A 15661-nucleotide genomic window follows, 5' to 3' on the forward strand; every position below is an offset into this window, starting at 1 on the left:
GTTTAAATGGGTTTGGTGAACTTCTATTTACATCATAAAACACACCATCAACTTCTAAAGAGGTATCCATCGGTCGGCCTAAACCGTCCAATGTATTACCCAACAATTTTTCACTGATTTCGACTTTAAGTGTTTTACCAGTCGGTTTCACTAGACAACCTGGCCCAATGCCTTCTAATTCATCCAAAGGCATCAACAAGACCATTTCGTCGACGAATCCAACAACTTCACTTAAGGCGATTCTGCCAGATGACTTGATGTGGATTTCGCACACTTCACCAACAAACGCATCTAATCCTTCTACTTTAATAATCAAGCCTGTCACTTGACTAACTTTCCCCATCTTTAAGTAGTAGTTCTTTTTATTCAATTGGTTGTGATACGTTTCAAAAGGAATCTCAAACATTATCGTCACTCCACATTCTTCATCTCATCTATCATGGCATCCAATTGCTTTCTCACTTGTAAATCAACGATTGCATGAGCATTTTCCACTACACAACCATTTTTATCTAAGGTATTATCCGACAGTACTGCAAATCGAATATCTTGGTTCTCTTTTTCAAACTCTTTAACTTTTTCTTTTACTAGTTCTTTTTGTTCCGGTCTAACCATTAAGGTAATAAATTGATCTTCTCGCTTCAAACGGTGAAGCACCGGCTTGATCAAGTCCATGACTTGGTCTGATGAAGCATCAATGTTTTTATGGACAATCGTTTCAGCCATGTGTCCTGCTAACTCAATGAATTCATTTTTTTTCGCTTGGTAATAGTTTTCTACCACTTCTTGTGCTTCATTCAACATATGTCGGATAGTTTCTCTCATCCGTTGGCTTTCCTCATCGGCTTGTTTCATACCAATAGCATAGCCCGTTGTGTAACCCGTTTCGTAACCTTTTGTTTTGCCTTCTTCAAACCCTTGTTTTTCAGCTGCTTCTTTTAATTTACTCGCTTCATTTTCTGCTTCAGAAAGAATAACTTGTTTCTTTTTACGTGTTTCGTCTAGCAAAGCTCTAGCTTGAAGAGCTTCAATGGGTTCCACTATCTGCTCTTCCTTCGAGTAACTTTCCTCTTCAGGACGCTTGTCCGCTGTCATTTCCGTTTGGATAAATGATCGGCTGTCTTGGGTAAAAGACTGTCCTTGCTTAATGATCTTATGAGATAATGGCATCTTGTTCGCCTCTTCTCAAGTAAATCTCGCCTTTTTCATCTAAGCGACGAATCACCGTTACAATGCGTTGTTGAGCTTCCTCAACAGCAGATAAGCGAATAGGTCCCATGAATTGAAGATCCTCTTTAAGCGTTTCAACCGCACGTGTAGAAAGGTTGCTGTAAATAAAGCTCTTGATTTCATCCGATACGCCTTTAAGTGCCAATGCCAAGTCGTCATTCTTAACGTCTCTAAGAACTTTTTGCACATCGCCTTTTTCAAGTGTGATGATATCTTCGAATGTAAATAGACTCGCTTTGATTTCTTCGGCCAATTCGGGTTGTTTTTGTTCCAATACACTAATAATATTTTTCTCTGTGCTTCGTCCTACAGAATTCAAGATCTCTACTAATGTACGAACGCCACCAACTGTTTCCAAATCATTTTCAATATAATTAGAAAATTTATTCTCAATAACTTTTTCAATCTTCTCGATAATGGCTGGAGAAGTACTCGTGATGGTTCCGATTCTTTCAGCAATTTCCGATTGCAGTTCAATTGGAAATTCAGCTAAAATTATGGCTGCTTTTTCAGGTTGCATGTAGCATAAAATTAAGGCCACAGTTTGTGGTTGCTCATTTAACAATAGGTTAGTCAGTTGCTGCGGATCCGCTTTTCGCGCAATATTAAATGGACGCTCACGCAGTTGAATTTGATTCAGCATATCGATCACTTCTTTAGCACGTTGAGGACCAATGGCCATATTTAGTAAGTTTTTAGCGTAGTCAATTCCTCCATCGATAACATATTCTCTTGCTTGAGACATTTCGATGAATTCATTAATGACTGCATCCCGTTCTTCTGGGTTCACATAATCAATATTGGCTATTTCATAACTCACTTTTTGAATGTAACTGTCCGGCAAACTTTTCATAATTTTGGCTGCCGTTTCTGAGCCTAGAGATATCAGCAATATAGCCGCTTTTTTTAACCCGTCTACTTCTTTCATATCTTCACCTACTCATCTTTCATCCAAATTTTAATCAAGTCAGCTGCGCCTTCCGGACTTTCTTTCGCGTAATCTCTTACTTTACTTTCTTTGTCAGACATATTTTTATTTAACTCTCGTTTAAGGTCTGCTTTTTCTTTTGCTTTTCTTTCTTCATCTGTCGGTTGAACAGGTCGCATTGGTTGTACGATTGGTTCAGGTTCTTCCTCATCAAAGAAATCCAGCTCATCAGCATCATTTCGTTTACGAAGTAGACGCAACAATACGATAAGAATAATTATAATGGCTAGTCCACCTGCTAGGTAAGGCCAATAGCGCAAAAGTGTATCCCGAATGCTACTTTTCAATTGTTCAGGTGTTGTTGTTTCCGTTACTTCAGTAGAAGTAGCAAAATCGATCCCTTGTATGGTAATTGTGTCGCGTTCTTCAACTGAACCAATGGTGGTAGCCACGATTGCTTCAAGTGAGTCTTGATCAGCTGGACTTAAATTACCGTCAAAAATAACCGAAGCGCTTAATTGTTCCACTTCTCCGGGTGCTTTGATGGTATTAGTTGTCTCTGAATTCAGCTCATAATTCGTCGTACGATTATAAGTAGAGTTTCCACCTTCTTCTCCACTTTCAATTTGGTTGATGCTATTGTCGAACCCTTCGCCTTCTTCAACGTCAATCGTTCCTCCACCTGCAGAAACCGTTTCGCTTCGGACAGAAGAGTCGCCGTAATTGATGATCTCACTTTCACTTGAATCAAAATTCATCTCCGCATTTACTGCAACCGTCATTTTATCCATTCCATAAATTGGTCCCAGTGTTTGAAGTAATTTTTGTTCCAATTCTTGTTCATAACTTTTAGTGATCGCTTGGTATTTGCTAACCAGATCGGTCGCATTTAGATTTCCTTCATCTTCCAATGCCGTACTCAATAAATTACCCGCTGTATCAACAATTTTGATATTTTCTTTCGGTAGATTATCAACTGCTCCAGAAATCAATGACGCAATTCCTTGAACTGCAGACACTGGGATTTGAGTCCCACTTATTGGAGTCAATACAATAGAAGCAGAAGCTTGTGATTGATTTTCTTCACTTGTAAAAACACTGTCTTCTGGTAGTGATAACATGACTTTTGCTTGATCAATAGAGTCCAAAGCAGAAATAGAGCGTTCCAACTCACCGGTGACAGCTCTTTGGTACATGATTTTACGGTCTTCATCAGTCGCCATCATGCTGGTTTCATCAAATATTTCAAAACCTGTGGTACTCTTTGGCAGCATATCATTTACAGCCAATTCAATTCTATATGTATCTACTTGAGCTTGATCAATTAATATCGTTGTCCCATCATCTTCTAACTTATACTTGATGCCTTTAGTCTTTATATCATTAACGATTGTACCTGCATCAGCTTCTTCCAAATCAGAGAACAGTGTGGCATACTCTACCTTTTGTGTGTAATAGGTCAAACCTGACACAATACTGATGATAAAGATGAGAACAAAAACTAACCCCATTTGTTTGCCTTTGCCTAAATTCTTCCAACCGTCTTTGATTCCAGTCCAGATTTTCTTTATTCCATCCATTATTAGCGTAACTCCCTCAAAAACTCATTAAAATTGCATGTTTTTTATTTCGTTGTAAGCTTCTAATCCTTTATTTCTCAACTGCAAGGCTAATTCTAATGACAATTGTGCCTCAGATGTTTGAATCATAACATTATGTAGATTATCTGTATTTCCAGTAATTAAATCTTGCACACCTTGATCCGCTGCAACTTGTTGTTCATTTAATGAACTCATCGCGTTTTCCAACATGCCTGAAAATGACGATAAACCATTTGCCGCTTCGGTTGGTTGTTCATTCAGTCCACCGGTTAAAGTTGTTTGAGTTGGCCCACTTACTAAGTTGTTAAAAAGTGCATCTACATTCATTTAAATTCTCCTCTAAACTCATTTTATTAACCAATGGTGATTTGCAATGCTTTAGTCAGCATTTCTTTGCTGGCATTCATAGCTGTTACATTAGCGTCATAGGTACGCAATGTCGTCATCATATCAATCATTTCATCTGCCATATTCACGTTTGGCATTTGAACGTAGCCTTCTTCATTGGCATCAGGATGTGTAGGATTGTACTCCATCACGAGGTCCTCTGTATTTTCTCTAATTTCAGTCGGCTTAACTCCAAAGCTTTTTTCAGTACCTTGACCGGCTAAAGACGTTTCAACTTGTTTGAAACTCTCTTCAAATACGACTTCTTTTTTTAAATAAGGACCTTCGCCGTCCTCTGTTCGCGTGGTATTCACATTTGCAATGTTTGTTGAAATCGTGTCTAACTTCAACCGTTCTAAACTTAACCCGCTCGCATTTATCTGCATGGAATCAAAAATGGACATTCTGCACCTTCTTCATCTTTTTAGTCACTACTTCGTAATTACACTACGCAACATAGAGTACTTCGCGTTTAATTGAGTCACCAATGAATTATAATAAATACTGTTGCTCGCTTCTTCAGCCATTTCAATATCGATGTCGACATTGTTGCCATTCTCTTTCACCGAAGTATCGGTTCTTTTTGATACAACTGGTGTCACTTCATTTAAATTTCCAAAACCAATATGTAGATCGTTCGTCTTTTCCATTGCTGTACCATTCGAAACATTTTCTAAAATACTTTCAAATTCTACTTTATTCACTTTGTAGTCTGCTGTATTCACATTCGCAATATTGCTTGAAATCATTTCTTGTCTCATAGATGCAGCATCTAATGCATTTTTCATTAGATTAAAGGTAGGGTCACTCATTATCTTATCCTCCATACTTAATTTCTCATCTTGCTCACTATTAGTCATTATCCCTTAACCATTTCCGATTAATCAAATACACGTGTTATTAATTATTGTACGCTTTTTGTTAATATCTATGGGTAACTTTTCATGTATATCAACACTTAGAAAGTATATCCTTTTTTTTTTTTTTCAGCAATAGACTTTACACAATCATTACGCTCATAAAAACACAAGATTGTATTTTTACTTAAAAATGAGGTTTTCCTAAGAATAATCTTTATAGTTTGAACATCAAAGAAAAACGCTCTCAATCACTAATTCATGCAAAAAAACCTCACTTTTTTTAAGTAAGGCAAAGTGATTTTATTCAATTTACAGTCACGTTTCAATTATTTAAAAAATGTGTCTAAAAATCAACAAATGTTGTTTTTTATATTTCACTCAATTTCAATCCAAGCATCCCGAAGTTCTTCGATTAATTTGCGACTACGTTGGACGTCTTCACTATTTTTCGATATATTTGCTTTAACCAGTTCACTAGCAAGGTACTCATACATTCGGTAAAGGTTTTCAGCAACTTCTCCGCCTTTTTCAAAATCTAACGTGTTCATTAATTCAGCAATGATGTCTTGAGCTTTGATCAATACTTGATTTGTCTTTTCAATATTCTTTTCAGCAATACTGATTTCAGCTAATTTCAAATTTTTGATGCAACCTTCATATAAAAGGACAATTAATTTTTTTGGAGATGCATTTAAAATTTGATTTTGTTTGTAAATTTCCGATCCATTTTTTTGGTACATTCTTTTTACCTCCTGATTCCAATCCTTATCTTAACAATTGTCTTAAGTGCTCCCTGTTAGATACCTTTATCAACAAAAATAGGAGCACGTTTGACTGAAACATAATTGTCTCTGACTTGATTCTTTTTATTGATTTGTTTCATTTTACTCATCAGACTTGTTTTTTCTCTGCGAATAGCTGTCATCAGTTTTTGTTGTTGTGGAATAATAACGGTCAGTAATTGTTTTTCAATCGGCGTGTACTGACTAGCAACCTCTTCAGTCAATTTTTCTTCAATGGCTTTTAATAGATCCATATTTTGTTGGTTTTCAGTTATGATTTCCATTGCCTCTACTGCACTGCCACTCCAAGAATCCAGCAAGACGCTCATTTTTTCCAATAAACCCGTTCGAATTTGAGTCCACTCAGCATCCGTTTTCATGGTGTCTCATCCTTTCTTAACTAGCTTAAATCTTGCTTAGCTTTTATTTCTCTGTGCTAAATTGACTTTGCAAGTAAGCCATTTGCGATTCAGCCTGCATCATAGCTGTATCTAAGCGAGAAAACATAGTCACGTAATTTGCGCGTTTTTTCTCTAAGCGTTCATTGAATTTAGTAATACTCTTAGTAAGATCTTCCGACAATTTATCATAAGTAGCTGACTTAGTCTTAATGATGCCTGTTTTGTCTGAAATGTACGTGTTCACTAGTTCTTGTATTTTTTGAGCCAGGCCTATTTTTTTTTCGGTGATGACAGTAGTTGATTCGCCATTCTCACCCACGCCTGTTGTTTCAGTCGACGTTGTTTGGAATAATATTTTTTTTACAGCTGCTGGATCATCTGCTATACCGACTTTTAATTTTTCTTTATCAAGAGTGGCTTTGCCATAACGATCTACTGATATTCCAATCGATTCTAAATTGTTGTAGGACATATTTCCAGTATTTGCACTTTGAGTCATTAGAGATCGTAAACTTGATTGCAATCGTATCAAAGAGCTGTCACCTGCTAGTGCTCCAGTTTTATTATTCTTTGCTGAAGGATTTCCAACATCTAATTGATCACTAATAAAGGTTAAGGTTGAATTATACTGTTCTACAAACGATTCGAATGCTTTAACTGACGTATCCGTATCTTCTTTGATTTCAATCATAACAGGTTTTGAAGCCTCTGTTACCCCTTTTAATTCAATAGTCAGACCTTCAACAGCGTCAGTAACGTTATTGGTATTACGCGTTATTGCAATCCCGTCTATTGTGAGTTCAGCTGATTGCCCTACTTTATAGTTTTGTTCGGGAATAGCTTCAAAACCTAAATCTTTAACTAACGTACCCGTACCACTAAAAGACATATTTCGTTCGCCCATGTTACTATCAGTCATAATGATACGATTATCCACGATTTTTGCTTGTATACCTGATTCTTTTGATTTTTCATTAATCTTGCCTACAATATCTTTTAAGCTGTCTTTAGCTGTAATATCAATCTCAAAATTACCAGCTGGCGTTTCTTTTTCCTCTGGAGTGCCTGATATTGCTTGACTAGTAACCGTAAATTTACCGATTAATCCAAGACTTTCTTTTATTGTTTTACCATCAGCTAAAGAAATTTTACCCGATGTTACTTGAGTTGAAGTTGCTAAACGATTTACTTCAATGCTGTAATTGCTTGCAATTGAATCTGTACCTGCTGTAATTGCCACTTTAGTTGCATCACTTGATGTTACTAGTTTTGATTGAAACGTTTTATCTTCTCCAAGCGTGCCTAGTTTAGTAAATAAACTATCCAAACGTGTATTGATGTCTTTCCAGGCATTTTTTTCTGCTGTAATACTCGTTTGTTTGTTGGTATACTGAACCACTTTTCCTGATTCTGCTTGAATCATTGAGTCAATCGTTGCTGAATCAATACCTGAATAAGAACCTAAAAAATTAATATTGTTAGCCATACTTTCACTCCTTTCGATCTACTACTATTCCAGCCATATCCCAAATACTCGCAATAACATCAAGCATTTTTTCTGGTGGTATTTCTTTTACGACTTCATGTGTTTGCATATCTATTAATCTAACAACTATTCTTCCAGTGCCTTCATGTATCTTATAATCAAATTGCGTTTTTAACCCTAATAAAAATTGATTGGCTTTTTCAACCGTTTCTTTTAACTCTTCTTGATTTATTTTAGAAACAATAACAGTCTCTGTTTTTTCTTTTGAGTTCACTGGTCCCTTTATGTAGACTTGTTTATCTGATTGTTGAATAGTAATTGATTCAATCGGACGAATTTGAAGAGTTTTATTGACAGCTTGTATAATATCCATATCTGACAACTCCGTTTCTCAACCTCGTATAGTTTACTATAAATGAAATGTCCATACAACGCCGTTTTTTTCATCTATAGGTTATATCGACAACTTTGTAAATTAGTTAAGAGATAACTACCTAAAAATAGTATCCATTAAAATATGCAACATTAATATCTCCACAATTATCAAATAATTTATTTGCTCTTCCTTCAATAAATTTTGTCGAACTGTAATCAAAACCACTTCATATATATGCAATAGCTGCACCCATTCTCATATGTACGTACATTACAGAAGTAATATTTGTTGGCGTCATTACAATTGTTAATAGTAGTGTAACAGCTCCACCTAAACTCGTCACAAAACCATTAACTATATTTTTATTGATTTGGCTTTTTATCAATTTATTAATGGCTACTTCACTATCTTTATATCTATATAAATAATCATTTGCTAGGTCAGTTATTGTTTTAGAAACGGTTGGAATACCATCCAAACATTTTCATAAGTCCAATCTAGCAACTTTACCCTTTCATTTGGATCTTCATTAGTCACGTTGTCTATACCAAAATTCTCATTATCTAAAAATGAAAAAAAGCCTAAATTATTCATAGTTTAAAACTAATGAATAATTTAGGTTTTTGATTTTAACTATTTAATTTAATGAACTATTATTGTAATAATTGTAAAACACTTTGTGGCATTTGGTTTGCTTGTGCCAACATTGAAGTAGCTGCTGATGAAAGAATGTTTGATTTAGTGAAGCTCATCATTTCTTCAGCCATGTCTACGTCACGAATACGTGAGTTTGCTTCTGATAAGTTTTCTTTTGTTGTTGTCAAGTTATTGATTGTGTGGTCCAAACGGTTTTGTTGTGCGCCAAATGTTGCACGAGCGTCAGAAACTTTAGTAATTGCGTCATCTAACATATCAATGTTGCCTTGTGCTGCTGTGACAGATGCTTTAGCGTCCGTTTCTTGTGCTGTAGCAAGTGCTGAAAGTTCACCAGCTGTTGGATTATCTGGATCAACCATAGCAGTTAAGGCATCTACTGCATCAGTAACAGCTGTTGTATTTTGAGCTGCTCCAGCAAGAGTTGCAAATTTAGCATCTACAGTTTTAACTGTTAAAGCTTCATCAGATGAGTTTGCTCCGATTTGAATATTTAAGTCTCTTGTTCCTGAAAGCAATGAAATACCGTTAAATTTAGTATCTGTTGAAATACGGTCAACTTCTGATGATAATTGTGTCATTTCAGCATCGATAGCTTTTCTATCGTCTAATGAGTTCGTATCATTGGATGCTTGAACAGATAGGTCACGCATGCGGTTTAAGATGCTATGCGTTTCGTTTAGAGCACCTTCAGCTGTTTGGATCAATGAAATTCCATCTTGTGCGTTACGAGTTGCTTGTGTTAATCCACTGATTTGGTTTTTCATTTTTTCTGAAATTGATAATCCCGCTGCGTCATCTCCAGCTTTATTGATACGTAAACCTGATGATAATTTCGCTAAAGAGTTAGCTTTTGATGCATTTGCTGAGTTTAAGCGTGAGTAAGTATTTGCTGCTGCTGTATTTGTATTAATTCTCATGATTGTATTTCCTCCTAAAGTCTATTTTGTGAAGGTGTTGCCTTCTACCTTTTATATCGGCACGTTTTATCGTCTGTTAAGGATGTTTTTTAATTTTTTGAAATTTACTAAACATTCTATGTTATCCGAAGAAGCTTGCCTTATACACCTTATATCGGCAGACTTAAATAGGAGTTAAGTCTTTTTAACAATAAAAATAAAAAAACTGGCTATCTTATAGATAGTCCAGTATGCTTGTATCTAATATTTTGGTTCCCATGGATAAGGCAGCTTGATAAGCTGATTTTTCCATCGTAAATTGCATATACTTTTCAGCTAAATCAATGTCTTGGTTTTCAGATAACATTGTTTTAAGATTTAATTTTTCGCTGTCATTGCGTTCTAATGTTGCAGTTAGACGATTAAAGATAGATCCTATTTTCGAGCGATTTGATACAACATTTTCAATTTCTTGATCAGCTCTATCTAGTAACCCAGACAACTTTTCTGTATCATCTGTTTCTAAAGCTGTTAATGCATCAAAAAAGAATGTGCCTAAATTATTTGATCCATTAGCATTCATAAAATTACGTCCGTCAGTATTCAATTCTACTGAAACACCTGGTGCAATTTCACGTGAAAGATTTCCATTGCCGGTGGCTTCATTTTTATTATAGATAATACCAATAATTTTCCCAGTGTCACTTTTATCGATTTCAAAAGGTTTTTCTGTGGTATTCATTCCGGCAAAAACATAGCGTCCACCAAAGTTAGTATTTAATGCATCGACTGTTCCTTGAATTTCGGATTCGATTTCCGCTTTATTCGCTTGGCGATCTTCATGGCTTAATGTGCCATTGGCTGAGTATTGAATCAGTGTTTTGATACGTTGCATGGATTCTGTCGCACTGCTTAACGCAGAATCTTGTACATTAGTCCATTGGATGGCATCATTAATCGTTGTTTTGTATTGGTCGTTTTGAATAATTGAGTTATTTAGATCTAAAATTTTCGATACTTTTAAGGGATCATCGGAAGGTTTGCTGACTTCTTTTAAAGTCGATAGTTGATTTTGGTATTTCATTACGTTTGATGTGTTAGCTGAAAGGTTACGTAAAAAACTTTTCGACATTAACGAATCGGTTACTCTCATTTATTATACCCCCGTCCGATTAATTAGCGTATCTAGCATCTCTGAAACAACTGAAATGATACGAGAGTTCGCTTCAAAAGCACTTTGGTAAGCTATTGTATTGGTTACTTCTTCATTGATTGAAACACCTGAAACAGAATCTCTGCGGGCTTCAAGCAAACTAACTAAACTTCCTTGACTGTCTACCATGTTATCGGATTGTTGTTTCACAATTCCCATTTGAGTCACACTGTCGTTGTAAGCACCGGAAACAGTTGATCCGCCTAGGTGGTCTTCAATCGTCATTGTTGTCTCGTTGTACTTCATTTCTGCTGGATTAGCAGAATACTCTAATTTTGTATTTTGCAATGCAGCAATCGCTTGTGCACGTGTACCATCTCCACCTACAACTGTTTCAATGTTTTTTCCGGCATTGATTTTGGTGACATCATCTAAGATTTCTTCGTTCACTTGAATAGAAGCAGCATAATTGCCATCTGTTCCCAGAGTAAAGAAAGGTATGCCTTTTCCTCCATCACTATGTACTTCATTCATAGCCGTTGCAAATGTAAAAGCTATCTCATTTAAGTCTTTCTTTTTAATAGCGATTTCGGTTAATGCTTCTTGAGAGCCTTTAATGTTTCCAGATGTAATCTCAATGTCTTTCCCATCTACAACTAATTGCCCTTCTGTATCTGGTAAGACACTCATTTTAGAGATGGAATCCTCGGTTAATACGGATTCTCCGCCAACAGTAACGCTGACACGGTTAAATTTGTCGTAGCTGGCTTCGACTCCAGCAATTCCTGTTAATTCACTTAGAATTTTATCTTGTTGATCCAATAAATCATTAGGCGCTTGTCCTTGAGAAGTCATATTGAAAATTTGTTTATTCAACGAATCTAGTTGCTCTACTTTTGCGTTAAAATCTAACACATTTTTTTCAATATCTTGAACCGTGCCTTCGTGTAGACTGTCAATTTGACTGGACATATGGTGTAAGGTATCCGTAAACGTTTCTGAGTTTTGAGCTACCATTGTTTTAGCTGTCGCAAGTTCTGGGTTAGATCCTAAGTACGTCCAAGAAGAAAAAACTTTGCTTAAGTTATTGTTCAAACCAGTCGTTGAAGGTTCGTTAAAGATCCCTTCCAATTGACCTAACACTTCAGACTTTTTATTGTACATTTCTAGAGAAGAATTTTCATTTCTCAATTGCTTATTTACGTAAGGATCAACAATACGGTCAATAGAAGAAATTCGGACACCTGTACCGAGTTGGCCAATTCCTCCTAGAGTATACGGATTGTCAGCTACCATAGTAACTTTTTGTCTAGAGTAACCTACTGTATTCGCATTCGAGATATTGTGGCTGGTTGTTTGTAAAGCGGATTGCTGTACATTCAAGCCTTTAGTTGCATTGTTTAATGTTCCGAATAAACCTGACATTCTTTCACCTCATTATAGGGATTGATCAATAAGATTAGCTTGTTGTGTGGTACTGTAATCTCCCTGTTTGGAGTAAGTAGATCCACCTGTTTTAACCCCTTTAGTAATAGCTTCCATCATTGTTTCTTGATACTGCAAAGCTTGTTTTGCTAGGGTTAAATTTGTTTCTTGCAAATTTTTGATGTCTTCTACCACTTCAATAAGATCTGCTTTTGCTAAACCTTCTGTTATTAATGTTGGCAGACTGTCTAAGAATAGTTGTTTTTGTTCCACAAGAGCTTTTACTTTTGCACTATCATTTTTAATTAATGCTTCTTTTTCATCTACAAGCACCTTTTTAAATTTCAGTAGTGTCTCAATTGTAGTCATTTCTTTAGTCATTTCTTTAGTCATTACTCAGTAAACTCCCTTTGGTTGTTCATTGCTTGCATCATGCCATTCGCAATTTTTTCAGGAGATACATCGTAGGTACCATTTAATACAGCCTTTTTAATTGCTTCTACATTTGACGACATTGCTGCAGTATCGGTTGATTTAACCTTTGCCAATTGTTTAGCTGCATCTGAGATGTCAACTGTTACGGAATCTTCATTAACAGTTGCATTCGTTTTAGATAAACCTTTGTTATGTGTATTTTCTTGATTTTGACGGACATTATTAATGTATTGGTTGTAGCCATTATTTCCTATTTTCATTGGTAGTGCTCCTTTCTTATGCCTAGTTTCAAGTTTTTGATTAGTTGTTTAAGTTTTTGAATTAAGTTAGTTGTTATCTATCGGCAATTTTTTTGCCTTACATGTTTACTATCGGCAGCTTTTTAAGATACTTAAGTCTTAGCTTTAAAAAAACGTCTTCAATTTATTATTTATAAAAAATTTCTTTTGAAGCATCAACACTATTTATGAAACATTATATATATATATCTGTTTATAAACTAGACTCTTCTATACTAGCGGTTACTTTTCCAATATTCAAGATAAAACAAAAAAGCCAGAACATTTCATTCTGGCTTTTCCCATTTTCGTACATAATTAGTTCAAATGTTGAATCCGTTGTTCTTTGCTTAAAATGTTGGTGATACGAATTCCGAAACTTTCATTGATCACAACAACTTCACCTTCAGCGATCAATTTTCCATTCACATAGATTTCTAAAGGCTCGTCTGTCATCTTATTTAACTCCACGACTGAACCTGTTCCTAGTGACAGAATATCTTTTATTGTTTTTTTGCTTTCACCTAACATAACACTGAATTGCAAAGGCACATCCATGATTAGATCTAAATTGCGCGGATTTTTTAAACTTCCAGCATGCGTCAATTCTTGGAACTCAGGCTTTTGAATGCCAATCTTATCTTCTGTATTTTGCGGTGCTTGGTTAGCTTCTGGTTCAGTTGGGGCAACTGGTGGTTCTGGCTGAGGCAATTCACGGTCTTGAATTACTTCTCCTTCGTCTGCTAATACGATATTTGCGATATTTCTTACCGTTTCAAGCGTAAAGATCTGCATGATCTCACTTTCAATCAAATCATCTACAGTCATTTGAAAAGCGATTTTACAAACCATTGTATCTCCACTGATTCTATCGTAATTTGCTTGCTCTTGATTTTTCCATACTTCCACTTCAGGGGGTAAAATATCAACAATCCGTTCCAACATCGTAGCCATCGCAGTTGCAGCTGAACCCATCATTTGGTTCATGGCTTCTCCTACAGCACTCAATTCGAGTTCGGTAAATTCTTTGCCTTCAGCATTGCCATCTCCGTCCATCATCAAATCCGCAATAATGATTGCATCTTTTTCGTTCATCATCAATAAGTTGCTGCCAGCCAATCCTTTTTTAAATTCAATGGTGGTTACGACTTTTGGTGTCACACTTGCGTCAATAATTTCTTGGAATTTCAGACAAGACACTACCGGAGTCGTGATTGTTACTCGACGACTTAAGATAGAAGACAGGGTTGTAGCGGCTTGAGACATTGAAATATTCCCAATTTCTCCAATAATATCTGTTTGTGTTTGATCAAGGGTGTCATTTGTTGTTGGCTCAGGGGCGCTTGCATTGCCGTTCAGCATTGCATCAATTTCTTCTTGCGTTAATTTTTCACTACTCATTAGTCTGTCTCTCCTCCAATATACTGTAATACTTCGACCGCCATGTTTTTTCCTTTTAATCCGGGTTTAACAAAATATCGTGGAAGTTTTTCCACAGATAAGATGAGCGGATCCGATGTTTTACCATCCAAAGGAATGATGTCTCCCAATTCTAATTGTAGAAAGTTCTCCAACGTCATGACTGTTTCACCTAAAAGTACTTCCATGTTTACTGGTGCAGAATGCAGACTTTTTTCAATTTTCCCACTATCCGTATGGTCAGTTTCTTTTTCAGAATGGAACCAGTTGCGTAAGCTTAATTTTTCTAATATACCTTCAAAAAAGATATAAGGAACACATAAATTAATAAACGTCTTAACCCCATACAACTCAACCGTGAACGTAACCAACACTACCGGTTCATTTGGTGACATAGTTTGCATCATCTGAGGGTTGGTTTCAGTTGAATCCAACTTCCCTTTGATTTCTACAACATCGCGCCATGCCAATTCAAAAGAATGAATGAAATTACTTAGGATCTCTTCTAAGATAGCCATTTCAATATCCGTAAAACTTTCTTTTGACAGTTCATCTACATTATCTCTGATCTCGGTACTTCCGCACAACAAATCAACCAATTGTAAGCAAAGTTGCGGACTGATTTCAATGATTTGCGTTCCTTCTAAAGGAACAGAACGAAACAATCCCATTAGCGTGAACCGAGGTACAGAATGGACAAATTCATCAAAACTTACTTGTTCAATAGAAGCTAATTGAACACCCACACTTGTTCGAACTTGAGTGGACAAGATATTTCCAGCTATTTTAGCAAATTCTTCGAAGACCATATTCAAAGTACTTATGTATTCTTTTGAAAGACGAACTGGACGTCTAAAATCATAACTTTTCACTTTATTCTCTTGTTCTTTTTCATCTAAGCCCTTAGCATCAATTTCTCCACTCTCTACTGCCTGCAATAACGAGTCAATTTCTTGCTGTGATAAAACTTGCTTCACTAATTATCCCTCATTTTTATAAAAATAGTTTCTCCATATTGATGACACTCACTATTTGATCTTTTACTTGAATCACACTAGACACTAATTCATCAGCTTTATCGTCCAACTGTTGAACAGCGGATGGCTCAATATCCAAAACCCATGCGACATCATCCACCATGAATGCTATTTTTTCCTCATCATTTTTCACAATGATGATATTATTGTACCATAATTCTTTTGTTTCATCAGTGGGAGAAAGTAATTTATAAAAATTTATCAATGTTATTACATTTCCTCGTAAATTAACGAGCCCTTGAACCCAAGATGGAGATTGAGGGACTGGGGTCCAAGGCATTTTATTTGTTATCTCTTCAACGTTTTCAGA

At 35.9% G+C, this 15661-nt stretch carries 19 protein-coding genes and 1 pseudogene; all 20 read right to left on the minus strand.

What is annotated here, in order from left to right:
* A pseudogene (gene fliI, locus ABS911_RS11125) lies at nt 1-406 on the minus strand (flagellum-specific ATP synthase FliI); the annotation flags it as partial.
* Nucleotides 407-411: 5 nt separating this feature from the next.
* Entirely contained in the window at nt 412-1170 is a 759-nt protein-coding gene (locus tag ABS911_RS11130; protein WP_350467647.1) for a FliH/SctL family protein, read from the minus strand.
* The gene (fliG, locus tag ABS911_RS11135) at nt 1154-2158 is read right to left on the minus strand and encodes a flagellar motor switch protein FliG (RefSeq protein ID WP_350467648.1); all 1005 of its coding nucleotides are present in this window, start codon (nt 2156-2158) and stop codon (nt 1154-1156) included. Before fliG ends, ABS911_RS11130 begins: the two co-directional genes overlap by 17 nt.
* 8 nt (nt 2159-2166) lie before the next feature.
* Entirely contained in the window at nt 2167-3738 is a 1572-nt protein-coding gene (fliF, locus tag ABS911_RS11140) for a flagellar basal-body MS-ring/collar protein FliF (protein ID WP_350467649.1), read from the minus strand.
* Nucleotides 3739-3765: 27 nt separating this feature from the next.
* Nucleotides 3766-4086, minus strand: a complete 321-nt coding sequence (gene fliE / locus ABS911_RS11145) for a flagellar hook-basal body complex protein FliE (protein ID WP_350467650.1) — start codon at nt 4084-4086, stop codon at nt 3766-3768.
* 26 nt (nt 4087-4112) lie between these two features.
* Nucleotides 4113-4550: a flagellar basal body rod protein FlgC gene (flgC, locus tag ABS911_RS11150; RefSeq protein ID WP_350467651.1), complete on the minus strand. Its 438-nt coding sequence runs from the start codon at nt 4548-4550 to the stop codon at nt 4113-4115.
* A gap of 27 nt (nt 4551-4577) precedes the next feature.
* The gene (flgB, locus tag ABS911_RS11155) at nt 4578-4958 is read right to left on the minus strand and encodes a flagellar basal body rod protein FlgB (protein ID WP_350467652.1); all 381 of its coding nucleotides are present in this window, start codon (nt 4956-4958) and stop codon (nt 4578-4580) included.
* Nucleotides 4959-5380: 422 nt separating this feature from the next.
* Entirely contained in the window at nt 5381-5746 is a 366-nt protein-coding gene (fliS, locus tag ABS911_RS11160) for a flagellar export chaperone FliS (protein ID WP_350467653.1), read from the minus strand.
* 56 nt (nt 5747-5802) lie between these two features.
* Complete coding sequence (locus ABS911_RS11165; protein WP_350467654.1) at nt 5803-6168, minus strand: flagellar cap protein; 366 nt, start codon at nt 6166-6168, stop codon at nt 5803-5805.
* 43 nt (nt 6169-6211) lie between these two features.
* Entirely contained in the window at nt 6212-7675 is a 1464-nt protein-coding gene (gene fliD, locus ABS911_RS11170; RefSeq protein WP_350467655.1) for a flagellar filament capping protein FliD, read from the minus strand.
* 4 nt (nt 7676-7679) lie between these two features.
* On the minus strand, nt 7680-8048 hold the full coding sequence (locus ABS911_RS11175; RefSeq protein ID WP_350467656.1) for a flagellar protein FlaG: 369 nt from the start codon (nt 8046-8048) through the stop codon (nt 7680-7682).
* Between the two features lie 229 nt (nt 8049-8277).
* Nucleotides 8278-8529 (minus strand): hypothetical protein, encoded by a 252-nt coding sequence (locus tag ABS911_RS11180; protein ID WP_350467657.1) that lies wholly within the window; start codon nt 8527-8529, stop codon nt 8278-8280.
* 175 nt (nt 8530-8704) lie between these two features.
* A complete protein-coding gene (locus tag ABS911_RS11185; protein ID WP_350467658.1) occupies nt 8705-9625 on the minus strand; it encodes a flagellin N-terminal helical domain-containing protein in 921 nt (306 codons plus the stop codon).
* A 214-nt stretch (nt 9626-9839) separates the two neighbouring features.
* Nucleotides 9840-10757, minus strand: a complete 918-nt coding sequence (gene flgL / locus ABS911_RS11190; RefSeq protein WP_350467659.1) for a flagellar hook-associated protein FlgL — start codon at nt 10755-10757, stop codon at nt 9840-9842.
* Between the two features lie 3 nt (nt 10758-10760).
* A complete protein-coding gene (gene flgK / locus ABS911_RS11195) occupies nt 10761-12182 on the minus strand; it encodes a flagellar hook-associated protein FlgK (protein ID WP_350467660.1) in 1422 nt (473 codons plus the stop codon).
* A gap of 12 nt (nt 12183-12194) precedes the next feature.
* The gene (locus ABS911_RS11200; RefSeq protein ID WP_350467661.1) at nt 12195-12575 is read right to left on the minus strand and encodes a flagellar motor switch protein; all 381 of its coding nucleotides are present in this window, start codon (nt 12573-12575) and stop codon (nt 12195-12197) included.
* Nucleotides 12575-12877, minus strand: coding sequence for a flagellar biosynthesis anti-sigma factor FlgM (flgM, locus tag ABS911_RS11205; protein WP_350467662.1), 303 nt, complete (start codon nt 12875-12877; stop codon nt 12575-12577). Before flgM ends, ABS911_RS11200 begins: the two co-directional genes overlap by 1 nt.
* A gap of 336 nt (nt 12878-13213) precedes the next feature.
* Nucleotides 13214-14296, minus strand: a complete 1083-nt coding sequence (gene fliY, locus ABS911_RS11210; protein WP_350467663.1) for a flagellar motor switch phosphatase FliY — start codon at nt 14294-14296, stop codon at nt 13214-13216.
* Nucleotides 14296-15291 (minus strand): flagellar motor switch protein FliM, encoded by a 996-nt coding sequence (gene fliM, locus ABS911_RS11215; protein ID WP_350467664.1) that lies wholly within the window; start codon nt 15289-15291, stop codon nt 14296-14298. The genes fliY and fliM overlap by 1 nt, the downstream gene beginning before the upstream one ends.
* Nucleotides 15292-15307: 16 nt before the next feature.
* Nucleotides 15308-15661 (minus strand): chemotaxis protein CheW (locus ABS911_RS11220; RefSeq protein WP_350467665.1); only part of this gene is annotated, 354 nt, incomplete at its 5' end.

This window comes from Carnobacterium sp. (assembly GCF_040274425.1).